The 21,501-nt window shown below is 65.4% G+C and carries 16 protein-coding genes; 8 read left to right on the top strand and 8 right to left on the bottom strand.

Annotated elements, in window-relative coordinates:
• Positions 1-99 precede the first annotated feature (99 nt).
• The 3 genes from Spa11_RS19765 to Spa11_RS19755 all read left to right on the top strand — a co-directional run bounded on the left by Spa11_RS19765 (position 100) and on the right by Spa11_RS19755 (position 5,013).
• Positions 100-681, top strand: a complete 582-nt coding sequence (locus Spa11_RS19765) for a hypothetical protein (RefSeq protein ID WP_145115891.1) — start codon at positions 100-102, stop codon at positions 679-681.
• Positions 678-902, top strand: coding sequence for a hypothetical protein (locus Spa11_RS19760; RefSeq protein WP_145115888.1), 225 nt, complete (start codon positions 678-680; stop codon positions 900-902). The genes Spa11_RS19765 and Spa11_RS19760 overlap by 4 nt, the downstream gene beginning before the upstream one ends.
• Positions 903-1,035: 133 nt before the next feature.
• The gene (locus tag Spa11_RS19755) at positions 1,036-5,013 is read left to right on the top strand and encodes an FtsK/SpoIIIE domain-containing protein (protein WP_197529532.1); all 3,978 of its coding nucleotides are present in this window, start codon (positions 1,036-1,038) and stop codon (positions 5,011-5,013) included.
• A gap of 9 nt (positions 5,014-5,022) precedes the next feature.
• On the opposite strand, the gene Spa11_RS19750 is transcribed toward Spa11_RS19755, so the two are convergent.
• From Spa11_RS19750 to Spa11_RS19740, 3 genes are all read right to left on the bottom strand, one after another.
• Positions 5,023-5,373 carry a hypothetical protein gene (locus tag Spa11_RS19750; protein WP_145115884.1) on the bottom strand — a complete coding sequence of 117 codons (351 nt, stop codon included), beginning with the start codon at positions 5,371-5,373 and terminating at the stop codon, positions 5,023-5,025.
• Positions 5,374-5,753: 380 nt separating this feature from the next.
• A complete protein-coding gene (locus Spa11_RS19745; RefSeq protein ID WP_145115882.1) occupies positions 5,754-6,800 on the bottom strand; it encodes an SDR family NAD(P)-dependent oxidoreductase in 1,047 nt (348 codons plus the stop codon).
• A gap of 189 nt (positions 6,801-6,989) precedes the next feature.
• Complete coding sequence (locus Spa11_RS19740; RefSeq protein WP_197529531.1) at positions 6,990-7,919, bottom strand: DUF1559 family PulG-like putative transporter; 930 nt, start codon at positions 7,917-7,919, stop codon at positions 6,990-6,992.
• On the opposite strand from Spa11_RS19740, the gene Spa11_RS23480 reads away from it, so the two are divergent.
• Positions 7,918-8,043 (top strand): hypothetical protein, encoded by a 126-nt coding sequence (locus tag Spa11_RS23480; protein ID WP_261342272.1) that lies wholly within the window; start codon positions 7,918-7,920, stop codon positions 8,041-8,043. The genes Spa11_RS19740 and Spa11_RS23480 overlap by 2 nt on opposite strands.
• A 338-nt stretch (positions 8,044-8,381) precedes the next feature.
• Here the strand turns inward: Spa11_RS23480 and Spa11_RS19735 are convergent, their stop codons facing one another.
• Positions 8,382-9,077, bottom strand: coding sequence for an aspartyl/asparaginyl beta-hydroxylase domain-containing protein (locus Spa11_RS19735; protein ID WP_145115879.1), 696 nt, complete (start codon positions 9,075-9,077; stop codon positions 8,382-8,384).
• A gap of 272 nt (positions 9,078-9,349) precedes the next feature.
• On the opposite strand from Spa11_RS19735, the gene Spa11_RS19730 reads away from it, so the two are divergent.
• Entirely contained in the window at positions 9,350-10,804 is a 1,455-nt protein-coding gene (locus Spa11_RS19730) for a sodium:solute symporter (RefSeq protein ID WP_145115877.1), read from the top strand.
• 75 nt (positions 10,805-10,879) lie between these two features.
• On the opposite strand, the gene Spa11_RS19725 is transcribed toward Spa11_RS19730, so the two are convergent.
• Together Spa11_RS19725 and Spa11_RS19720 are read right to left on the bottom strand one after the other, a co-directional pair.
• Positions 10,880-12,367: a matrixin family metalloprotease gene (locus tag Spa11_RS19725; protein WP_197529530.1), complete on the bottom strand. Its 1,488-nt coding sequence runs from the start codon at positions 12,365-12,367 to the stop codon at positions 10,880-10,882.
• A gap of 214 nt (positions 12,368-12,581) precedes the next feature.
• Positions 12,582-14,057: a serpin family protein gene (locus tag Spa11_RS19720; protein ID WP_197529529.1), complete on the bottom strand. Its 1,476-nt coding sequence runs from the start codon at positions 14,055-14,057 to the stop codon at positions 12,582-12,584.
• Positions 14,058-14,349: 292 nt separating this feature from the next.
• On the opposite strand from Spa11_RS19720, the gene eno reads away from it, so the two are divergent.
• Positions 14,350-15,636: a phosphopyruvate hydratase gene (eno, locus tag Spa11_RS19715; protein ID WP_145115869.1), complete on the top strand. Its 1,287-nt coding sequence runs from the start codon at positions 14,350-14,352 to the stop codon at positions 15,634-15,636.
• A gap of 262 nt (positions 15,637-15,898) precedes the next feature.
• Entirely contained in the window at positions 15,899-16,135 is a 237-nt protein-coding gene (locus Spa11_RS19710) for a hypothetical protein (protein WP_145115866.1), read from the top strand.
• A 64-nt stretch (positions 16,136-16,199) separates the two neighbouring features.
• On the opposite strand, the gene Spa11_RS19705 is transcribed toward Spa11_RS19710, so the two are convergent.
• Positions 16,200-17,588, bottom strand: coding sequence for an arylsulfatase B (locus Spa11_RS19705; RefSeq protein ID WP_231933049.1), 1,389 nt, complete (start codon positions 17,586-17,588; stop codon positions 16,200-16,202).
• Positions 17,589-17,847: 259 nt separating this feature from the next.
• On the opposite strand from Spa11_RS19705, the gene Spa11_RS19700 reads away from it, so the two are divergent.
• Positions 17,848-19,545, top strand: coding sequence for a prealbumin-like fold domain-containing protein (locus Spa11_RS19700; RefSeq protein ID WP_145115863.1), 1,698 nt, complete (start codon positions 17,848-17,850; stop codon positions 19,543-19,545).
• Positions 19,546-20,022: 477 nt separating this feature from the next.
• On the opposite strand, the gene Spa11_RS19695 is transcribed toward Spa11_RS19700, so the two are convergent.
• Positions 20,023-21,477, bottom strand: coding sequence for a transglutaminase-like domain-containing protein (locus Spa11_RS19695; RefSeq protein ID WP_145115859.1), 1,455 nt, complete (start codon positions 21,475-21,477; stop codon positions 20,023-20,025).
• Between the last annotated feature and the right edge of the window lie 24 nt (positions 21,478-21,501).

The raw sequence follows: 21,501 nt of genomic DNA, 5'->3' as shown, positions 1-21,501 counted from the left end.
AGGGACGGGGGACGAGGGAGTTTGTGGCGTACTCCCCCGGACTATCAGCTTCGTCTTTCCCTCGTCCCCCGTCCCTAACCTCTCGTCCCTCCCACTCCTATGCCCGCCCAGGTCCGGTCGTTCGACGCGATCCAGCTTGTCCGTGACGAGCTGTTGAAGTTTGGGCAGCGGTCCAACGATGGGATCGACGAGCTTGCCGGCGAGATCCGCCGGGTGGTGGATTGGGTCGAGCACGACCGGCCCGCGTACTGGAAGATGCGCGTCAGCAAGGCGTACGACGGCGTCACCGAGGCGAAGAGCGACCTGCACCGCTGCTTGATGTACCCCATCAACGACGAACAGCCCTCGTGCGCCGAAGAGCGCGCGGCGCTCAAGAAGGCCGAAGCCCACTTGGCGTACTGCCGTGAGAAGCAGGAGCGTGTCCGCAAGTGGGCGTTCACCCTCCGGCACGAGCTGCACGAGTACGAAGGCCGCATGGCCAAGCTGCGGTCGATGGTCGAACTCGACACGCCGCGCGTCGTCGCGATGCTCGACCGCACGATCATGTCGCTGGAGAAGTACATCAGCGGCTCGGTCGGCGGCCCGGCGGTTCGTGAGTCCAGCAGCGAGGCGGCCGAAGAGACGCCGCCCGCCGCTACTTCGGAAAAGAAGCCGCCAACCGATACCGGGGCCGACCCATGAAGACCTGCGACCTCGACACGGGCGCCAGCCGGCTCGTCCGCGGCATGAAAGAGCTCCACGCCGCCTGGGAAGAGGCGTCCGAGGACTGGAACGACGAGGTCTCCGCCGCCGTGTTCAAGGAGCACATTGAACCGATGGCGCCGATTGTAAAGTCTGCGCTGGACGCGATCGGCCGGATGCGCAACCTTCTCCAGGAGGCGCAGCGCGACCTGGAGGGGTGAGTCCTTAGCGGTCTGGTAGAGTAATTGGTAGCGTGCTCGGATCGCTCGACGCCGATTTAGCCCCCGGTCAATGACCGGGGCTAATTGCAACGCACCACCAAAACGCATCCCAACTCACAACGAGCCAATCCTCTTGTCGCTGCTCTCGACCCATCGCCAGATCGAACTGATGGCGGCGCTGCGGCGCGCGGCGACCGAGCGGCACGTCGAAGAAGAACGCATCGGCCGGGCGCGCGATCAGGCGCTGAAGGAAGCCGCCCTGCGGCGCAACAAGCGACGCCGCGACGTCGAGGAGGCCAACCGGGTCGAGCGCGAAGGGATCGACACGGGCGCCGATGGCCGCAAGTCGATGCTGCTCGCCTCGTACGAGGCCGAGCGCTCGCGCGTTCAAGCCGAGTACAAGTCGCGGCGCGCGAAGGCCGAGGCCTACGCAGCGCGAGTCCGTAAGGAGGCGGAGCTCGAGAAGAAAGAAGCCAACTGGGAGATCCTCACACTCTACGACGCGGCGCGAAAGAAGCCGCCGGAGAAGTTGAAGGACCTGCGGAAGCGTTTGGCCCAGCTACGCAGCGAACTCGACACGATCGCCTCCGAAGCGGTGGAGATCGCTCGCAGTCGCGGCGTTCGACAAGCGGAGCACCGGATCGGCGTCGCTCCGCCCGAGACGGAGATCGGCGCCGCGGAGGGCGAGAAACCCGCGGTTGACGACGCGACCTGCGCCGCCGCCGAGGCGGATCTCGCCGCCGCGATCAACGCCGCCCGCGACGCCGCCCAAACGCTCTATGACCAGTGGCTGCCACGGCTGCTCGGCGGGCCGCTCCCCGGCGGTGTGTTTCTTTTGGTGCTCGGCGCGCTGCTGCCAATCGCCGCGACGATGTTTGGCTGGGCCGACTGGCGCGTCTACGCGATCGGTGTGGGCGCCGCCGCGATGGCTTCGGCGGCGACTTACCTCGCCTTGGCGTCGAAGGCCCGCAAGCAGACCGAGGAAGGCTTCGCCGGCGCCAAGGCGGCGCTTGGCGACGCCGAGCAGAAGCTCTATGCGACGAACACGCTCGGCGGCTTGCGCGCCAAGCGCGAGTTGATCGAGCTGCGCGAGCGGCGCGACGCCGACCAGAAGGCCGCCGCCGAACGGGCGAAGCGGAAGATCGACGAAGCCGCGGCGCAGAGCGCGGCGGAGCTGACGCAGATCCAGCAGCACTTCCCGGCGAAGCTCGCCGAGATGCGCGACCGCCACGAGGCGTCGCTCGCCGACCTTCATCAAGAGAACACGTCGAGCGTCTCGGAACTGACGGCCCGTCGTGACGGGCGCGTCGCCCAGATCGACGCCGACTACGCCGCCGACGTGAAGACGATCGAGGAGGAGTACGAGGCGGGTTGGCAACAGTTGTTCGAGCGCTGGCTCACCAGCTACGACGACGTCCGCGCCGAGTTGCGCGACATGCGCGCCGAGTGCCAGCGGCTCTTCCCTGACTTCGCAACGACCGACTACCCAACCAAGCCGACCGGCGACGGGGCCGAGGGCTGGCGCCCGCCGAGCGAGCCGCCTGAGGCGATCGCGTTCGGCAAGACGGTCATCGACCTCGCCGAGATCGAGCACGGCCTGTCGGAAGACGAGCGCCTCCGCCCGCCAGAGACGCGGCTCGAGGCGCCGGCGCTGATGAACCTCGCCGAGCACCCGACGCTGCTGGTTACCGCCGGCGGCGAGGGCCGCAAGCAGGGCGTTGAGCTGCTGCGCGCGATGATGCTCCGCCTCCTCACCGCGATGCCGCCGGGCAAGGTGCGGTTCACGATCCTCGACCCGGTGGGTCTCGGCGACAACTTCCAGGCGTTCATGCACCTGGCGGACGCCGACGAGCAACTCATCAACGGCCGCATCTGGAGCCAGCCGCGTGACATCGAGGAACAACTCGGACGGCTCACCAATCACATGGAGACCGTGCTGCAGAAGTACCTGCGGAGCGAGTACGAGACGATCCACGAGTACAACGCCCAAGCGGGCGAGGTGGCCGAGCCGTTTCAGGTCGTCGTCGCGGCGGGCTTCCCGAATAACTTCAGCGAGCTCGCCGGCCGGCGCTTGGTGAGCCTCGTGACGGGCGGGCCACGGTGCGGCGTTTACACGCTGCTGGGCGTCGATAGCGGCGTCCGCATGCCGACCGACTTTCGACTCGATGAGATCAAAGAGAACGCTGCGTGGCTCGACTGGGAGCCTCAGACGCGGGGTGGCGGGCAGTTCGTCTGGCGGCGCCCGGCGCTCGAGCACTTGCCGCTCGAGTTAGCGAACGAGCCGCCGATCGAGCGTGAGATCGAAGTCCTCAAGCGCGCCGGTCAGGCGGCGAAGGACGCGGTCCGCGTCGAGGTGCCGTTCACGATCGTCGAGCCCCCAGCCGGGCAGATGTGGACCGAGAAGTGCGGCGACGAGCTGCGTATCCCCGTGGGCCGCGCGGGCGCGAAGAACCTGCAGTACGTGCGGCTCGGTAAGGGCACGTCGCAACACCTCTTGGTCGCCGGTAAGACGGGCTCGGGCAAATCGACGTTCCTTCATGCGCTCGTGACCAGCGCGGCGATGCACTTCAGCCCCGACGAGGTGGAGTTCTACCTTGTCGACTTTAAGAAGGGCGTCGAGTTCAAGTCGTACGCCACGCACCGCTTGCCGCATGCGCGGGTGATCGCGATCGAGAGCGAGCGCGAGTTCGGCCTCAGCGTGCTGGAGCGACTCGACGAAGAGTTGCGTGTCCGCGGCGAGAAGTTCCGTTCCGCCGGTGTGCAGAACCTCGCCGACTACCGGCTCAAGCGGCCCAACGAAAAAGTCCCGCGCGTGCTGCTGATCGTTGACGAGTTCCAAGAGCTGTTCGTTGAGGATGACCGCCTCGCGCAAGAGTCCTCGCTGCTGATGGACCGCTTAGTGCGGCAGGGGCGGGCGTTCGGCATGCATGTGATCCTCGGCACGCAGACGCTCGCCGGCGCCTACTCGATCGCTCGCAGCACGCTCGGGCAGATCGCGATCCGCGTGGCGTTGGAGTGCAGCGAGGCGGACGCCCACCTCATTCTCAGCGACGAACGCAACACGGCCGCGCGGTTCCTCAGCCGCCCGGGCGAGGCGATCTACAACGCGCAGAACGGCATGGTGACCGCCAACGAGCCGTTTCAGGTCGTCTGGCTCCCCGACCGCGAGCGCGCGGGCAAGCTCGACCGCATCGACGAGCACCGGCACGAACTCGATCTGCCGCGGCCCGAGGCGATCGTCTTCGAGGGGGACGCGCCGGCCGACCCGCTGAAGAACGTGCCGCTCGAAGCGTTGCTGACGGGCGCCGCCCCGCCGCTCAAGCCGGGCCGCACGCCGCACGCCTGGATCGGCGCCGCGGTGGCGATCAAGCCGCCCACCTCGGTCGAGTTAGGCCGCCACCCCGGCGCCAACCTGTTGTGCGTCGGACCCCACGAGGGCGCGGCGCTCGGCATGCTGACCACGGCGGTCGTCTCGCTCGGCGCCGCCGACCCGGCGGCCCGGCTGGTCGTCTTCGACGGCTCGCGTCCCGGCGAAGAAGCCGAGGGCGTCTGGCAGCGCGTCGGCGACACGCTGGCGGGCGACGCGAAGATCGTCGATCAAGCGGGCGTCGCCGCGACGATGAACGAGTTGTCGGAAGAGCTAGCGGCGCGCGAGGCCAAGCTCGATGACTCTTCCGCGCCTGCGCCCCCGCCGATCTATGTCGTGCTGCACAACGCGGGTCGCTTCCGAGAACTGCGTAAGCGCGAAGACGATTTCAGCTTCGGCATGTCGAGCGACGGACCGAAGAAGCCCGACGCGGTGCTCGGCGACCTCCTCAAGAACGGCCCGGCGCTGGGCATCCATGTGATCGTCTGGTGCGACTCGTACAACAGCGCCGGACGGCTGTTCGACCGCCAAACGATGCGCGAGTTCGCGCTGCGGGTGGTGATGCAGATGTCGGCGGCCGACTCATCGCACCTGATCGACAGCCCCGCCGCCAGCGACCTGCAGATGCACCGCGCGCTGCTCTACAACGACGAGACGGGCCAAGCGGAGAAGTTCCGGCCGTACGGGGCGCCGAGCGATGAGTGGTTGGAGCGGATGAAGGAAGCGGCGACGCAGCGGGCGTGAACTGTTGCGTCAGCTCAGATACCATTCGATCAATTCGACAAATGACTGCCAACGTGCTTTTATCTTGCCTGCTTCAAGTTCGTCGAGTTGGTTCACCGCTACATCGTAGACTTTGCCATCGACCTTAGAGTAAAGGATGAAGCCTTCGCCCTCTCCAGAGGTGAGGCACACAAAGTTCTCGGAGATTCCGTAAGTATCTCGACCAAAGTCGGTCGCTTCGATGATCTGTGACGTGGGTGAGCACAAGTCGAGAAGCTCATGCGATCGATTGCTCAGAACTCCGGAGAGATTGTAATTCTGGAAGAACTCTCGTACTTGTTGATCACCGCTGAGACCGAGCACGTCCAAGTATTCGGGCACTTTCGGGAGATCGTCCGACGATCGCTCTACGGCCCCCTTTTGGCCGCTCAATGCTAGCTTTATTGAATCTGGTATCAACTCTTTATCCTCCGGTTGCAGTTGCCCTTAGTTGGCCCCGCCTATCGTGAGCAGACGACCCAGCATGCCGTTTGACGAGTTCGAACGACTGTCGTGGTCGCGAAGCGACAAGAAGCGATGGGGTCTCGGTCACCTCCTGTGTTGCGCCCCCGACAATCGCTCGAAGGAATTTATCACAAAGGCATTCCTTTTCGCTCGCGATAGTCGGGGCCACCCTTGCATATAACTACGCCCCCTGCACTTAGCCCCCGGTCAATGACCGGGGGCTAAGTGGGCAACTAGTTGGGAAGTGTAATCAGGGACTATGTCGCGTCGGCTGGTCGCGGTCGTAACTCGTTGTTGCGTTTCGCGGCGGCTTCGGTGAGTTGCGTGAGGAAGGACGGGGACCACTCACTAAAGCTCTCGTAACCATACGCCGACTCTTTGCCGATGCCGCCCATCTCGGGGAGGAAGCGGTTCACGAGGGCCAGCGACTCGCGGGTAAGGCTCGGGAAGAGCGACTGGAGCGTGACGCCCACGTTCAGCGGACCCCGGAGGAGGACCTCGCCGTCGCCGTGGCGGCAGGCGTCGATCGTTTGTCGGGCCGCCGTCCGGGCGTCCATCGACGCGATCGGTAGCGAGTCGCCGATGCTGAACCAGGCGTACTCCTTGCGGTGCTGGCCTTTGAAGGTCGCGTTGCGCGGGCTGCCGGTCCGCATCAGGCTGGGGCAGATCGTGCTGACGAGGATGCCGTCCTTGGCGAGTTCGGCGCGCAAGCCGTTCGAGAGGCCGACGGCGGCGAACTTGCTGGCGGCGTAGGGCAGCATGTGCGGCACGGCGCGCTTGCCGCCCATCGAGGCGATATTGACGATCCGCCCAAAGCGTCGTTTGCGCATGCCGGGCAGCACGGCGCGCGTCGTGTGCAGGATGCCCCAACAATTGACATCCATCGACTTGCGGAAGTCTTCCTCGGTCATCGCGTCGAGCGGCCCGACCTCGATGATCCCCGCGACGTTGAACAAGAGGTCGATCGGACCCAGCGCCGCCTCGGCTTGGCGGACGGCCGCTTCGACTTGCGCCCGATCGCTGACGTCGCAGATGAAGGTCTCCACGACGCCGCCCCGTTGCCGCAGTTCGGACTCGGCGCTGAGCAAGTCGGCGTCGGTGCGGGCGAGCAGAGCGACCCGGACGCCCGCATCGACGAGCTCCCGCGCAAGCACGAGGCCCAGGCCACGCGACCCACCGGTGATGATGGCGGTCTTGCCGGCCAGCTCAATGCGGCGACTGCGACGCACCATCGCCTGCATGGCGACCACTGTGGCGGCACCCAGACCAGCGGCTGCTAAAGCGGATCGTGCGAGACGGTGCATGTCGAGCGGCTCCTGTACGTTACGGCGGAGCGACAAGTGGTCGCAATCTACCGAGCAGCCGGGAGCAAATTGCATGCCTCGACTGGTTGAGAGGGCCGTCCGTCGTCACTCGTTGCAACAGATCAACGGCTCGCCGCACGACCGATCTAGCCCGCCGCCGTAGCGCCGATCCGCGGTCCGCGTAGCTGCTCACTCGTCCTCAATCACTTCTCCGTCGGCGATCGATGCGAGCTTGGCGAGCGATTCCTTCGACGTGTCGTTGGAGAGCGGCTCGACGTGCCCGTCGAGATAGGCGAACAGCGTCACCCCGGGGTGTGGGCCGCCAAAGCATTCACGAGAGACCTCGCCATCATTCAATTTTACGCCCTCTGCCCGCAGACCGTGCGAAGGAACGCCGAGGACCGTCGTTGGATTGTCCGCCGCGAAGAATGCCGTGTCGCCCGCCCAGTAATCGAGTTTGTCCTCGGGAGTTCCTTCCGGAGCCACCGCGAGGTGGCGTTCGCCGATCGCGAGCGTGTGGGAGAGGCCATCAAGGACGCGCCGCGCCGCGACCTTCGAGTAGGTGAAGATCGGGCCCGCCTCTGCCGGGTCGAGGCGGTAGTCGAACGGCCGCGAGTCGTCCGGCGTTTCGGCGAGTCCCACCAGCAGCCGACGACCGGCGTTGGCCGCGTAGTCGCCCGACGCGCCGGCCTTACGCACGACTGACGTGTGGTCGTCATTGTCGAAGTCACGGTCGGCCGTCGGCGTGCGGCGGCTCGGGCAGTTGAAGACCGTCACCGGTGTCCGCATCGCGACCGCGTTGGCGTCGGCATCGACCCGCTCACCTTCGACGAATGCGTCGTGCACGGCGGTCTCTTCGAGCTGCGGCAACAACGCGAAGGCCCACGACACGCCGAACTGGCGGGTCTCGCTGCGTCCGCTGGGGAACGCGCCGATCTGATCGTGGTAGGACATGGCGGCGAGACTGAATTGCTTCAATTGACTTGTGCACTGCGAACGCCTTGACGCCTCGCGAGCCGCTTGCACGGCAGGAAGCAGCAAGGCGACCAGAATGCCGATGATGGCGATAACGACAAGGAGTTCAACAAGCGTAAAGCCAAGGCGGATCGCGCGGCGCATGGCGCACCTCATTGGATGGGGGCAGTGCGTCGCGAGAGCAGCGTACGACGCGGCGGGTTACTTTGAAGCGGCGACGTTAGTCGCCGTCAGAACGGCCAGCTACCCCTATGCGCTCGGCGTCTAAAGAAACAACGCAGGGCGTCCAACTCCCGTTAAGCGACGGTATTTGCGGCGCACAGGGGCCCAAAAGCCAACGTGCGCAGTCGCACACTAGAGCGATCTATCCACTTGACAAGCCCGCGATGAAAATCGCGTGCCTTTTGCACATATCGTTACGCGCGAGGATTTACGACACCGGTATCAACTCCGCATTGATCTTCTTGCGGAATAAGCGCCACACGCGGTCTAACTGCCGCTGTACTTTGAGTTGATAAAGTAGCGATAGCGATGGCGTTCTTGCTCTGCTGCCGTCCTCGGCAAGCGATGTCGGTTGTGGCGCTACCCGCGGCTAGCGCTGACGGCTCACAACTCCGGCGCCTTGCCTTCGGCGATCTTCTTGCCGTAGCGGCGTCGCAAGTACGTGCGCGTCACGAGGCGGTTCACTCGGTCGCGCACCAAGGGGAGCGGGCGGAAGATGTCGATGATCAGCACGACACGGACTTGGTCGGAGTGGTTGACGACTTCGTGTTCCCAGTAGTCGCAGAAGAGGAGGCCCTCGCCTTCCCGCCACGTATGCCAGTAATCACGCACGCGCATCTGCGGCGGGTTGTCGGTCGGCACGAGCAACGGCAGGTGGTAACGCAAGTAGCCCGCGTAGGGGCTCTCGTGGGCGGGGACCGACTTGTGCGGTTCGAGGATGCTGAAGAACGCCTGGAAGAGGTCCGGCGTCGCGTCGAGCAGCGCGCACGTTTGTGGGCAGCGGCGACGGTTCGCTTCGGGCTTGGCGCCCATCGCGTAGAGCATGAAGACGCGCCAGCTCGCGGCGCCGTCCGCCTCGGTCGAGAGGTGCGACCGCCCGGGGTCGATCTCGTGGTACTTGGGGATGTCCTGGCGGTCTGGCAGGATGCCGACCAGTTCGGAGCGGATCGCCGCGACGGTCTCGGGCGTCTCGAACCGCCGGAGGGCGGGCGCCACGGCGTCGATGTCGTAGGTGACCGGCCGCGAGTCGCCGCCGACGCCGCGCCAGAACCACCGGTTGAGTCGCTGTTGAAAGGTCATTCGAGATCACGAGCCCCGTCGAGAACCGCTACGCCGCCCGGCGCTTCTAGGCTAATTCGGCGATAAGCCAGGGTCGAGATGAACGAAACGGCGGCGGCCCCTCACGTCGGCAGAACGGCGGGAAAGGGGTCCGCTTTCGGCGTGTTGCCGGGGCAGCTTACGGTCTAGGCTACTGGCGTCGGCGGCGGTTGAGTCCTACGGGTTTTGATCCCAGCCGTGTTCGGTACGCCAGCCAGCCCACACAGCTCAAGCCTCACGCGCCGCGATTGACGATGCCCCAGCTCCCGTACCTCGACCTGTCGATTGTCGTCGCGTACTTGGCGGTGGTGTTTGCGGTCGGCGTGTGGTTCAGCCGCCGCACGGTCGATAGCGACGAGTTCATGACGGCGGGCCGGTCGCTCCCGGGTTGGGCGATCGGGCTGTCGATGTTCGGCTCGTATGTCAGCAGCATCTCGTTCTTGGCGAACCCCGGGAAGGCTTTCAGTTCGGACTGGAACGCGTTCGTGTTCTCCATCGCCGCGCCGATCGCCGGCGTCATCGGCGCGTATTGGTTCGTGCCGTTCTTCCGGAGCTCCCAAAGCGTTTCGGCGTACGAGCACTTGGAGCACCGATTCGGCCGCTGGGCACGCACTTACGCCACGGTCTGTTTCCTGCTGACGCAGCTCGCGCGGACCGGGACGATCATCTACCTGCTCGCGCTGGTTGTGGCGCCGCTGACGGGTTGGTCGATCGCGTCGACGATCGCGCTGACCGCGGGGCTGATGACGTTTTGCTCGTTCGCCGGCGGCATGTCGGCCGTCATCTGGCTCGGCGTGTTGCAGAGCATGGCGCTGGTGGGAGGCACGCTGCTTTGCTTGTTTGCCGTCGTCGGTCAGACCGACGGCGGGGTCGCCACGGTTGTCGAGCAGGGCTGGGAGGCCGGCAAGTTCTCGCTCGGCAGCTGGAGCCCCGACCTGACGGGACCGACGGTGTGGGTGGTGCTGCTCTTCGGTATGGTCACGCACCTGGGGAATCTCGGCGTCGATCAGAGCTACGTGCAGCGCTACCTGACGGCGAGCAGCGACCGCGAAGCGTCCCGCGGCGTGCATCTGACGATGGCGCTCTACGTCCCGGTGGCGGCGATCTTCTTCTTCATCGGGACGGCGCTGTGGGTGCTGTATTCGCAGCGGCCAGAGTTGTTGCCCTCAGACATCGCTGCGGACCAAGTGTTCCCGCACTTCATCGCGACGCGTTTACCGCCGGGCGGGGCGGGACTCGTGGTGGCGGGGATCTTCGCGGCGTCGATGGACTCGAACCTCAACGCGATGGCGACGCTCACGCTCTGTGATCTTTACAAGCCGTACCTGCGTCCCGAGGCGAGCGACCGCGAATCGCTGCTAACGCTGCGATTCGCGACGCTCTTCTGGGGCGTCGCCAGCGCAGCCGTGAGCTACGCGCTGATCGGCGCCGAGTCCGCGCTCGATGCGTGGTGGCTGCTCGCCGGCGTCTTCTCGGGCGGCGTGCTGGGGCTCTTCTTGCTCAGCATCCTCTCACGCCGGGCCACGAATTTTTCCGCCGCGGCGGCTACCGTGATCGGCGTGCTCGTCATCCTCTGGATGACCTTCTCAACTTTGGTCGAGGCGCCGTCCTACTTGCAGAATCCGCTGCACGCCAACATGACGATGGTCGTCGGCACGCTGGTGATCTTTTTGATCGGGGACTGGTTAGGCAAGCGTAGCGACTTGTAGGAGGCGTCTCCGACGCCGATTACGGTATCCATCCCGAGACGGCGTGGTGCGCGTAAACGGCGTCGGAGACGCCTCCTACAGATAAGGCTGCCGCCGGCGCGGGCGGCACATCGCGACGAACGCCAACACCAATGCGGTAGGCTCAGGAACCGCGACCCCAAGGCTGCTGAGCGTCTGGCCGTAGTGCGTCTGCCACAGCGCGAAGTCGGCGCCGTCGACGAGGCCATCGCCCGTGTGGTCGGCGCCGGTGTAGGCGGCGAGCGATTGGCCGTCTTGGTCTCGCCAGATGGTGTAGTCGGCGGCGTCGACGATCCCGTCGCTGTTGAAGTCGCCCGAGAGAGGCGGCAGCAGCGAAGCCGCCGACAGGTCGAGCTGGTAGAACTGCACCACCTGCTCTGTCGGCCCAATCGGGCCGCGGACGCGGGCGAAGTAGGTCCCCGCTTCATGGAGCGCGTAGTCGGCGATTGTTTCGACGACGCCCGCGGCGCCCAGTGCGGCCTCGGCGAGCAGCGTGACGCCATCCGTTGCGAACAAGGCCAGCGAGAGGTCGTTGGTGGTCGTGGTGGTAAAGACGGTGGCGCTCTGGTTGTAGGTGGCGCCGCGTGGCGTCATCGACACCGTCAGTCGCGTCGGTTCATCGATCGTGAACGAGAAGAAGTCGATGTCGTTCTCGTTCGCGATGCTGACGAAGTCGGTCTCCGTCGGGTCGATCAGGGCGCCGTTGCCGCCAGCGCCGATGGTTAGTGGCGCGCCCACTTCGAGATAGCCGAGCGGCGAAGCGAGCGCGGCGGTTTCGTTACGTCCGGCGGGCGCCTTCTCGAGCGCGTCACCGTAGAACCAGTGGATGCCGCGCAAGTCATCGTGTTGCGGGCCGTCGATTGAGGAGTCGATCGTCGGCTCGAGCAGGAAGTTGGCGTTGCTGCTGGTGGCGTGGTCGAGGCCGAGGCCGTGCCCCGCCTCGTGCATGATCGTGTTGCGGAGCAGGCGGTAGTCGTTCGCGCTGTCGCCAAGAATGCCGGCGAGGTCGTCGGTGTCGATCGCCATGTCGCCGCCGTCCGTGGCGAAGTAGTTGTAAGCGAGGGTGCCGCCAACGCCGTCCATACCGATGCCGCCGATCCGCACGTCGCCGCGGACGCCGGTCAGGCCGACGCCCGAGCCGTGCAGCTGCGCCGTGTCGTTCGGTTCGTAGATGTAGGTGACCCCCGAGAGTTCACTCCAGCGCGAGAAGGCTTGGTCGAAGTAGGTGAACCACGGCCGCTGCGTCAGGTCCGATCCGCCCGGCCCGGCGCCGAAGGCGGCGTCGAACTTGGCGATGAGGTCGCTCGACTTGGTTGCCGCGGGGTTGTCCGCGCGACGGACCGCTGTGCCGTCGGGGACGAAGCTCCAAGTGAGCTGAATGGGGTCGCCCGCAACGCCCGGCTCGCCACTAGCAAGGAGCTGCCAGCGCGAGGCGGCAGCGGTCCCGCCGGCAGGGACAAACGCCAACGCCGGGCAAGCCGCGATCGCCATCGCCAAGGCGGCGAGCCATTGCGGACGGACGAAACACGGCAGCGGTGCGATCACGGGAGCCAATCCTGGGGGGCGGCGCGGACTGCGGGGCGCCGGCCGCTCCATTATCACAGGCGACGCCCCCAGCGCCCCTGGTTAGGACGTTTCCTCGGGGTCTGTCCAGAGAGGTTCGCCCGGTCGGCGGCGGATTTATCCACCCAGACGGCGCAGGAGGCCCCTCAGGGAGGGGCTCCCATTACCTTGAATGCGGGGTCCCGATCTGACGGGCCTAACTCCGCATGCGGCCTGCTGCCGCTGCCAGAACGAGTCCGGCCAGGACGAACCCCGTCGGTTCTGGGACGGTCAGCTCGGCGAGACGAAGACCCCCGCCACCGCCGCCGGTGGGATCGCCCATCCGGCCGAGGAACAGCACGGCGCCGGTATGGGTGTCGCGGATCGCGAATAGGAAGGAGCGATCGACGGTGAAAACCGTCGGAGGCTCGTAAGGCTGGTAAGCGGAAGTGAGTACGACCGTGACCGCCGTCGCCGCGGCTGCCTCGGTTCCGGACTCGTTCACGTCGATGAACGTCTTGTGGTAGACGCCGCCGATGGAAAAGCCGCCATCCGCCATGTCGGAAAAATCGGCGCTACTGAACGCGGCTTCGACGCCCAGCTGCTTGAGCGGATCGTCGAGGCGCTCGGTTGATTCGAACGAGAATTTAGGCAGCGACACCACAACCTCTTTCGTCCGCATCGCGTCGATATCGGCCGCGAACTGTTCGGAAGAGTAGCTTGACTCCAGCGCTGTGAGGCCGTCGATCTCGTCGGGCAGAGCGATCACCATCGACAAGTCGTCGCCGGCGTAAGGCATCTCAAGCATCCGATAACCGTCGAAGTCGCCGTAGCGGAACTTATTCCGTTGGTGCATCGTGGGTACGAGACTCACTGCGCCATGGGCGTGGTAGAACGCCTCGTCCCGCGTCGCCGACTCGTGGAAGCCGTGCTTCCAGTCGCTGTTGAGATAGAGGGCGTTCACGAGCACGAGTGAGGTGGCACGCGAGACGGACCCGTCGGGAAGCAAGTTCTTGATACGGTCATTGGTTTGGTCCTCAACCCAGCCGTTGATGTGCTGCCGAGCTGGATCGGGGTTGTTGAAGAAATCGAGCCGCTCGACCGCCGCGCCGTATTGGTCGCGCGTGACGGCGAGAAAGTCGTCCTTCATCCGCAACTGCTCGCTGGCGAACAAGCGATTGACGACGCGCATCTCGCGCCCGTCGCGTTCGACGTTGAGGTCTTGGATCAGCGCGCCGAGCCCGGCGTGCGTGTCGGCGTCAAAGCCAAAGACCGCCTCCATCTCCGCAGCCGTCCGCCCGGCGGAGCCGGCGTAGGTCATCCCGAACGCGCTCTGGATGCTCATCGGCGAGACCAGCAGGTTGTCGTCGTCGCTCTTGGTCGTTCGCAGGTTGCGGAAGAGGTCGAACCCGAAGTCGTTCACTCCACCCACAGCCGACGCGGTCGCCGGCGAGACGGCGGGTCGAACGTGGGCCGGGAGGATGGGTTTGGTCGGCGGGGTCGGTTCAGACTGTCCCGGCCAGGTGACAACTGGCGGCTGGAGCTCCCCCGACCATTCCGGGAAGTCCCAAGACCCGTCGAGAAGCAGGTCGGGATTCTCGATCGTCGTCAAATCGAGATACGAGGGCTTCTCGAGAGACGCACCTTCACTAGCGAAGGCGGGGTTTACGACAACGGCAACCATCAATGCCATGGCGGCGAAACAACGTTGCGTTGAGACCAGAAGAGCCATGCCGATCGAACCCGAGGGAGAGCTTAGGAAAGGGGCTACCGCCTAAGAGGCCGACTATCACGTGCCGCGCAACGCTTGGGGGGGAGTTTTCTACGGGTTTTGGCCCGCTCGACAGGGGGCGCCCGGGGCCTAGAATGGCGGCTCTCTCAGCGGGTTCGGATGACGAGCGGGGGGGCCTCAGGCGGCCCCGGGCTCGCACGGCGAGCCGGCTCACCGCCCAACAAGCCTCACCCCAAAGCCTCAAGGCCCTCCCATGAGCACCATCGTCGACATCCACGCCCGCCAGATCCTCGACAGCCGCGGCAACCCCACCGTCGAGTGCGACGTGACCCTGTCCGACGGTTCGCAGGGCACCGCCGCCGTCCCGTCCGGCGCAAGCACCGGCGCCCACGAGGCCAACGAGCTGCGTGACGGCGACAAGTCGGTCTACATGGGCAAGGGCGTCCTCAAGGCCGTCGAGAACGTCAACGACATCCTCGCCGACGAGCTGATCGGCATGGACGCCCTCGACCAGGTCGGCCTCGACCAGCGGATGATCGAGATCGACGGCACCGCCAACAAGTCGAAGCTTGGCGCCAACGCGATCCTCGGCGTGTCGCTCGCCACGGCCCGCGCCGCGGCCAACTACTGCGACCTTCCGCTGTTCCGCTACCTGGGCGGCTCGAACGCCCGGCTGCTGCCCGCGCCGATGATGAACATCCTCAACGGCGGCTCGCACGCGGACAACTCGGTCGACATCCAAGAGTTCATGGTGATGCCGCTGGGCTTCGACAACTTCAGCGAAGCGCTGCGTTGCGGATGTGAGATTTTCCACCACCTCAAGAAGGTCCTCAGCGACAAGAAGCTGAGCACCTCGGTCGGCGACGAGGGGGGCTTCGCCCCGAACCTCGGCGCCAACGCCGAGGCGTTCGACGTGATCCTCACCGCGATCGAGAAGGCCGGCTACAAGCCCGGCGAGCAGGTTTGGTTCGCGATGGACTGCGCCGCCACCGAGTTCTTCGACACGAAGAAGGGCGTCTACACGATCGACGGCAAGGAACTCGACCCGGTCGGCATGACCGATCTCTTGGCCTCGTGGGTCGACAAGCACCCGATCTGCTCGATCGAGGACGGCTGCAGCGAAGACGACTGGGAAGGCTGGAAGCTCCTCTCCGACAAGATCGGCGACAAGTGCCAGCTGGTGGGCGACGACCTCTTCGTCACCAACGTCACGCGCCTGCAGCGCGGCATCGACGAAGGGATCGGCAACAGCATCCTCATCAAGGTGAACCAGATCGGCACGCTTACCGAGACGATCGACGCCATCGAACTCGCCCACGACAACGGCTACACGTCGATCGCATCGCACCGCTCGGGCGAGACCGAGGACAGCACGATCGCCGACCTGGCCGTCGCGCTCTCGACGGGCCAGATCAAGACGGGCTCCGCCAGCCGCAGCGACCGCATGGCGAAGTACAACCAGCTGCTGCGGATCGAAGAGCAACTCGCCGGCGCCGCGGTGTACGGCGGGCCGAAGTTCGTGAAGCGGATTAAGAAGTAGAACCGCTCGGGAAGAAATTCATCGCGAAGAGCGCCAAGAAACGACAAGGGCGGGCCGGCAGTTGTCGGCCCGCCTTTTTTTGTTGGCGTTCTGCTAGACGATCAGCTTTCAAAGCGACAGGGCTGCTTCCCTGTAGGAGGCGTCTCCGACGCCGATTACGCGCACCACAGCGATTCGGAATGGATACCGTAATCGGCGTCGGAGACGCCTCCTACAAACGAGCACAATTGCCTTATCTACCAAATCCGCTAAGAGTAAGGAAATGGATAAGCCTGATGACCTCGACGACGACATGCGCCCGGAATACGACCTTGAGAACATGGAGGTCATAGCCGTTGGCAAGTACGCCGAGCGGATCCGCAAAGAAGGTGTGAAGGTCACCATCGAGCGTACGGTCGCTTTCGACGAGGATGTCGAGAAGGCATTCCCCACCAGCGAAGCGGTGAATCAAGCGCTGCGAAGCCTGATGAATGCTCAGGCGCCTTCAACGACTCCGTAGCGGCGTCGATTAGTGTTCCTGTTCAACCATCCCGCTGCCGTTGAACGTTGGCGGCTGAACGGACTCATCGTTCAATCGCCCAGTCCTTCGGCGCCACAAACCCTTCCCGCCCTTCGGCGTACCCCGGCATTCGCTCCTTCGAGGCGAGTGCTTCGTACCGCTTGAGCGCCTCGCATAGTTCCGCTGCAACCTTGGGGTGCTCGTCGGCGATGTTGGTTGTCTCGTTCGGGTCGTCGGTGAGGTCGAAGAGCTTGCCGTCTTTGAGTTTCCACTCTTGGCTCACGATGGCGTTCTGGCCCAAGTAAATTGTGCGGTCGGGCGCGGCGGCTTGGCCGGTTAGCATTGGCAGGAGATCAACGCCGTCGAACGGTTGGTGCGATGTAGAATCGTCGGTCTTTGCGGCAGCGAGCAGCGTGGGGAGTACATCGACGTAGGCGGCAAGCTCCGTCGAGCGACGGCCGCCTTCGAACTTGGCGGGCCAGCGGACGATCGCCGGAACGCGGACGCCGCCTTCCCAAACCGTGTGCTTGGCGCCTCGGAGTGGTTTGTTGTTGCCGCCCAGTTGCACCTCACCGCCGTTGTCGCTGAAGACCCAGACGAGTGTGTTGTCGGCGAGTCCGCGCTCTTCGAGGCTGTCGAGCACGCGGCCGATCGCCGTGTCGAGCGCCGTGACCATCGCGCTGAAGGTGGCTCGCTTTGTGGCGCCGCGGCCCCGACGGCCATACTCGCCGCGATGGGGCAATCGCTTCTGGCCCTCCTCGAAGCCATACGCTTCGAGCGCGTCGGGCTCGGCTTGCAGCGGGGCGTGGGGCGCGTTGAACGGCAAGTAAAGCAGGAAGGGCGCGGCGCCGTCGGACGCCTCGATGAACCGCACCGCTTCGTCGGCCAGCAACGTCGTGGTGTAACCCTCGTCGCGGCTCGATTCAAAGCCGCGGTGCCAATCGAGCTCTCCTTCGCGGAGGTGCGTGAAGTAGTCGATGGCGCCGTTGTAGTGGCCGTAGAAGGACGTGAAGCCGCGTGACAACGGGTGATGGGCTCGCCGCGCGTGGCCCAGGTGCCACTTGCCGACGCACGCCCGGCGCTCGTAGCCCGCGGCGGCAAGCAACTCGGGCAGGCAAGCCTCGTCGGCAGGAATGCCGTAGTCGCGCCACGGCGCCATCACCGTGTTGCGCATCCCGAAGCGGTGCGGGTAACGGCCCGTCATCAGCCCGGCGCGGGTCGGCGTGCAGATGGGGCACACGTAGAAGCGATCGAGCTCGACGCCCTCGCGCGCCAGCGCGTCGAGACGCGGCGTGCGGATCGGGCTGCCGTGGTAGCCCACGTCGTTCCAGCCGAGGTCGTCCGCGACGATGACGACGATGTTTGGCGCCTCTTCAGCCGCGGCGCCCAACGCCAGCGCCGATTGGAGAAGCAACGCGAAAACGGCGGCGACTTTGGCGGATCGAGACATCATGCTGATAAACCCTGTGAGCCATATCCTTTTAGCGGAGCCGAGATGACTCGTTCAAGCTTAACACACCCAGGTCGGCGACGCCTCCGACGCCTTCCACGGTGAGCGACTCCATCGCTTTGCACCGCTTCCAACCTCTCGCACGCGTTAGAGAGGGACAGGCCACATGAGCCGGGTCTTCCTCAAATCTGCGGCGCGGGCTGGACGGCATGGCTATGATGGGCGGCAACTTGATCCCTTCCCGCTTAACCGTGGTGTGACCATGTTTCGCTTCGTACAGGGCGGCTTCGTGCAGGGCTGTTTGTCGCTGACGGCGGTGTTGGTTGCCGCGGAGTTGCGGGCCGAGCAGCTTGTCACCCTGCATTCGGGCGCCGAGGTCGTCGGCGAAGTCGCGTTCGAGGGGGATGACTTGGTCGTCCGCGTCGGCGGAGCGGCGCTCCGCTTGCCGCAAGCGAAGGTCGCACGGATCGCCGCTCACACCGCGATCGAGGGCCCCGCGGCCGACAACCGCGCGCAACGGCTGCTGCTCGAGTGGTTCGAGGGCCAGGCCCTCAAGGGGGACAACGAGGTCACCGACCCGGGCGTGCTCGCCGAGGCCAACCGCTTGGCGCCCGAGGACGCACGGATCGCTTACTGGTACGCCAAGAGCCTTGTCGGCGCCGGCGAAGGGCGTTTGGCGCGGGAGGCGTTCATGGAGCATCGCGCGGCGATTGTCGACGCGTACCCTGCGCAGTCGTCGGAGCTGCAGCGTCGCATCGCCGAGCGCTGCGCGATCGAAGAGCGGCCGACGGCGTTCGTGAAACGCTACGACCAAGTCCGCAAGCAACTCGGCAGCGGCGTCGGGCTGCCGTCCGACGAGACGCTGCTGGCCGCCGCTTTCCGCTTGGTCGATCAGAAGGGCGACGCGGTCCCTGTCGAGTCGCTTGCCCCACTGGGGAGTGATTCCCGCGTCGAGCCCTTCGCGGACGGTTGGTTCCTCTGCACCTACATGGCGCGAAACTCCTCGCGCGACGAGACGGTCAAGCTGCGGCTCACCGACCCGGCCTACGCCTCTCAGGAGTTCGAGATTCAAGGCGGCGCGACGACGGTTCGCGACGCCGGCGAACTGCGCGCCGAGAAGCGAGGCGACAAGGACTTGGTGAAGACGCGTTTCGCGATCCGCGGCGCCGACGGCGAGCCGCTGGCGGGCGCCAGGCTAACGCTCCGGCCCTCGCAACCAGCGCGGGGCGGTCCGTCGCTGATGCAACTGACCACGTCGTCGAGCGGCGTCGCCACGAAGGAGTTGTTCCCCGGCGATTACTTCGTCAGCGCGATCGCCAGCGACCACCTGCCCGACTCACAAACCTTTCGTGTCGAAGCCCCCAGCGGTGGGGCGGCCATGCGGGCGCCGGAGCCCGTTGAGTTGCGGATGGTGAAGGCGATTAACGGCGCCGTCCGGGTCGCTTGGCGGATCGTTGAAACCGACTCAGCTGACGAGAGTGACAAGGCCGACGAGAGTGACAAGGCCGATGAGGATGGCGAGGGTGACGAGGCCGAGCAGGTCGCCGACCTCAAACTCGTCAATGGGCAGTTCTCGCACATGGGGCTCCCCGGGATGTGGTTAAACATCCGGCAGTCGAAAGAGGGGCTCTTCTTCTTAGCCGCCGACCCACGCCTGATACACCGTCCCACGCCTGGCGGCGAGGCGTGGACGCGGGTGGTTGAAGAGGGCTTCGACGAAGTCGATTTAGGCAATCTCACGAAACTGAAGGAGACCGGCGACAAGCCCAAGCGGGTCGCCGTCGAACCGGCACGTGTCTTGATGCCGATGCCCTACCGAATGGGCTCGCCCATGGAACTCAAGCCCGGCAGCGTTTACGTGGGTAAGACTCCGCTAATGATCCCGGGCGGCGGTCCGCCGACGATCAAGATGCTCCGCTACAAGTTCGTGTTCGAGCCCGCCGACGACACGAAAGAGTAGCCGCCTCAAGACACGCTCGATCCACCGCAGCGTCTGAGCCGAGGGCTCGCGATTCTTTGCAACGTTGCCGCAAGTTGGAATCGTAGCGAAAGAACCGGACGTTAAGGCGTGCCGGCTGATCTGGTAAAGACTTATCAGCCGCGGGGCCTTAGCCCCCGGTTCGTGTCCTTTTGATCAACGCTACTCGTCAGGCGATAAATCTCTAACGGTCGCCGCCGACAATAAATTCTCGCCCCCCCGGCTCAGACGTTCACGGACGGCCCCCGGTCCGACCCCTCTGTCGGAGGGGGGTAGGGGGCCCGCGCCGACGCCCCCTGGCTTAGTCGTGGACAGGCGTTTAGAGCCGCGTAGAGGGTCGTTAGACGCGTTTTGACGCCTCGCTAAGGGTTTCCCAAGCCTCCCTTCCGAACGCCGTAGAAGGGCCTTCCAGAGCCTCCTAGAGGGGCGCCTGGGGAGCCACCCTTTTTGGGGGTCGTGTCACTCGACCCGCTTCGTCTCGACCTTCAGGTCCCACCGCCAGTCGTCGAAGTACAGGTTGTGGCCGTCGATCTCGATCTCTCCGCGCTGGAAGTCGTTCGGCTCGGCGCGGAGGCTTGTGGCGGGCGGGTCGAGCGGGCGGGCGTAGTCGAGGTTCACGATCAACCGGTACGGGTCCATGTGGCCGCAGAAGAAGTCGCGGACCTTGGGGTCATCCGACTTCTGCAACCCGTACGAAGCGTCCACCGGGAGCCAGCCCCACGGCTCGACATAGAACTCGGCCCAGTCGTGCATGTTCTCTTCGCCGGGCTTCGTGCCGAAGCCCGACTGCCACCGCGCCGGCACGCCGACCGCGCGGCAGAGCGTGACGAACGAGATGTTCTGCACGCCGCAATCGCCGCAGCGCATCGTGAGGCCCTTGAGCGACAGGCTCGGCACGGCGCCGTACTCCATCTCGCCGATCCAGGTGATGTTCTTCGAGACCCAGGTGAACAGCCGCTGCGCCTTGCGGAGCGGGTTGCTCTCGTCGCCGACGATCGAGGCGGCGAGTTGGCGGACTTCGGAAGTTAGCGCGATGTGCGGCAACCGTTCGGCGGTGTATTGGCGGTAAGTCTCGCCGCCCTGGCCGTAAGGCTTCACGGCGGCGGGGTCGAGGTCGGGGCAGTACGCAGCGGTGACGAAATCAAACTCGACCGCCAGCTCCGGCGGCTTCGCATCGGCGCCAATTGTCTCTTCGAAGTAGACGGTGCGGTGCGGCGAGCCATTCGGCGCGGTGTGCTTCACCTCCGGTGAACTGCTGACGAGTCGCACCTGCGATTGATGGCGATACTCCTGCGGGAACGGGAGCCACGCCCGCACCGTCGCCCCCGGGACGACGCGGTCGCACGAGTCCTTCACCGTCACCGTGTAGGTGACGTGGTGATGAACGGGATAAACCTCGTCGGCGCCGGTGCGCTCGCGCTCGGCGTAGACTTCGCGGATCACGCTCGGCAGGTCGAACCGCGGCTTGGGCTTCTCGCCCCGCGCTTCGAGCGCGGCGTCGCGGCGCCGCTTGGCGTCGTCGTTGAGCCGCGGCAGGTTGGACGCGCCGCGGCGGAAGTAGCGTAGGTCGCCGTCGATCACCCGGTGGTGCAAGTCGCCCGACTCGGTCCAGCGCTCGATGTCCTCGGCGGTTGCATCGGGAATCGTCTCTCGGACCTGATTCAGCACCTCCGCTTTGCTGAGGGGAAACTCCCGCCGCATGCGGCGGATGGTTTCGAGCTGCACAGCGGCGTCGCCGGTGATTGGCGCTGCAACATCATCGACCTGCGCTTGCAGCAGCGCCTCGGCCTTGGCGTACTCGCCCTTATCGACAAGAAACTTGATCGCCGTCTGGTTGGCGATCGCGCCGTTCATTTCATATGCAACCACCAGCAGGCAAGCCATCGCCGAGACTCGCACGAAAGTCTGAAGCACGTTATTCCTCACCCGATCGGACTT

Origin of the sequence: Botrimarina mediterranea (assembly GCF_007753265.1) — a bacterium.
Taxonomy (GTDB): domain Bacteria; phylum Planctomycetota; class Planctomycetia; order Pirellulales; family Lacipirellulaceae; genus Botrimarina; species Botrimarina mediterranea.
This window is presented reverse-complemented; position numbering and strand designations above follow the sequence as displayed.

Bases quoted from the DNA above. Each gene is read 5' to 3' on its own strand.
- Spa11_RS19765 (WP_145115891.1), top strand. From the start codon at position 100: ATGCCCGCCCAGGTCCGGTCGTTCGACGCGATCCAGCTTGTCCGTGAC.
- Spa11_RS19760 (WP_145115888.1), top strand. From the start codon at position 678: ATGAAGACCTGCGACCTCGACACGGGCGCCAGCCGGCTCGTCCGCGGC.
- Spa11_RS19745 (WP_145115882.1), bottom strand. From the start codon at position 6,800: ATGCACCGTCTCGCACGATCCGCTTTAGCAGCCGCTGGTCTGGGTGCC.
- Spa11_RS23480 (WP_261342272.1), top strand. From the start codon at position 7,918: ATGGCGCACCTCATTGGATGGGGGCAGTGCGTCGCGAGAGCAGCGTAC.
- Spa11_RS19740 (WP_197529531.1), bottom strand. From the start codon at position 7,919: ATGCGCCGCGCGATCCGCCTTGGCTTTACGCTTGTTGAACTCCTTGTC.
- Spa11_RS19735 (WP_145115879.1), bottom strand. From the start codon at position 9,077: ATGACCTTTCAACAGCGACTCAACCGGTGGTTCTGGCGCGGCGTCGGC.
- Spa11_RS19730 (WP_145115877.1), top strand. From the start codon at position 9,350: ATGCCCCAGCTCCCGTACCTCGACCTGTCGATTGTCGTCGCGTACTTG.
- Spa11_RS19720 (WP_197529529.1), bottom strand. From the start codon at position 14,057: ATGGCATTGATGGTTGCCGTTGTCGTAAACCCCGCCTTCGCTAGTGAA.
- eno (WP_145115869.1), top strand. From the start codon at position 14,350: ATGAGCACCATCGTCGACATCCACGCCCGCCAGATCCTCGACAGCCGC.
- Spa11_RS19710 (WP_145115866.1), top strand. From the start codon at position 15,899: ATGGATAAGCCTGATGACCTCGACGACGACATGCGCCCGGAATACGAC.
- Spa11_RS19705 (WP_231933049.1), bottom strand. From the start codon at position 17,588: ATGATGTCTCGATCCGCCAAAGTCGCCGCCGTTTTCGCGTTGCTTCTC.
- Spa11_RS19700 (WP_145115863.1), top strand. From the start codon at position 17,848: ATGTTTCGCTTCGTACAGGGCGGCTTCGTGCAGGGCTGTTTGTCGCTG.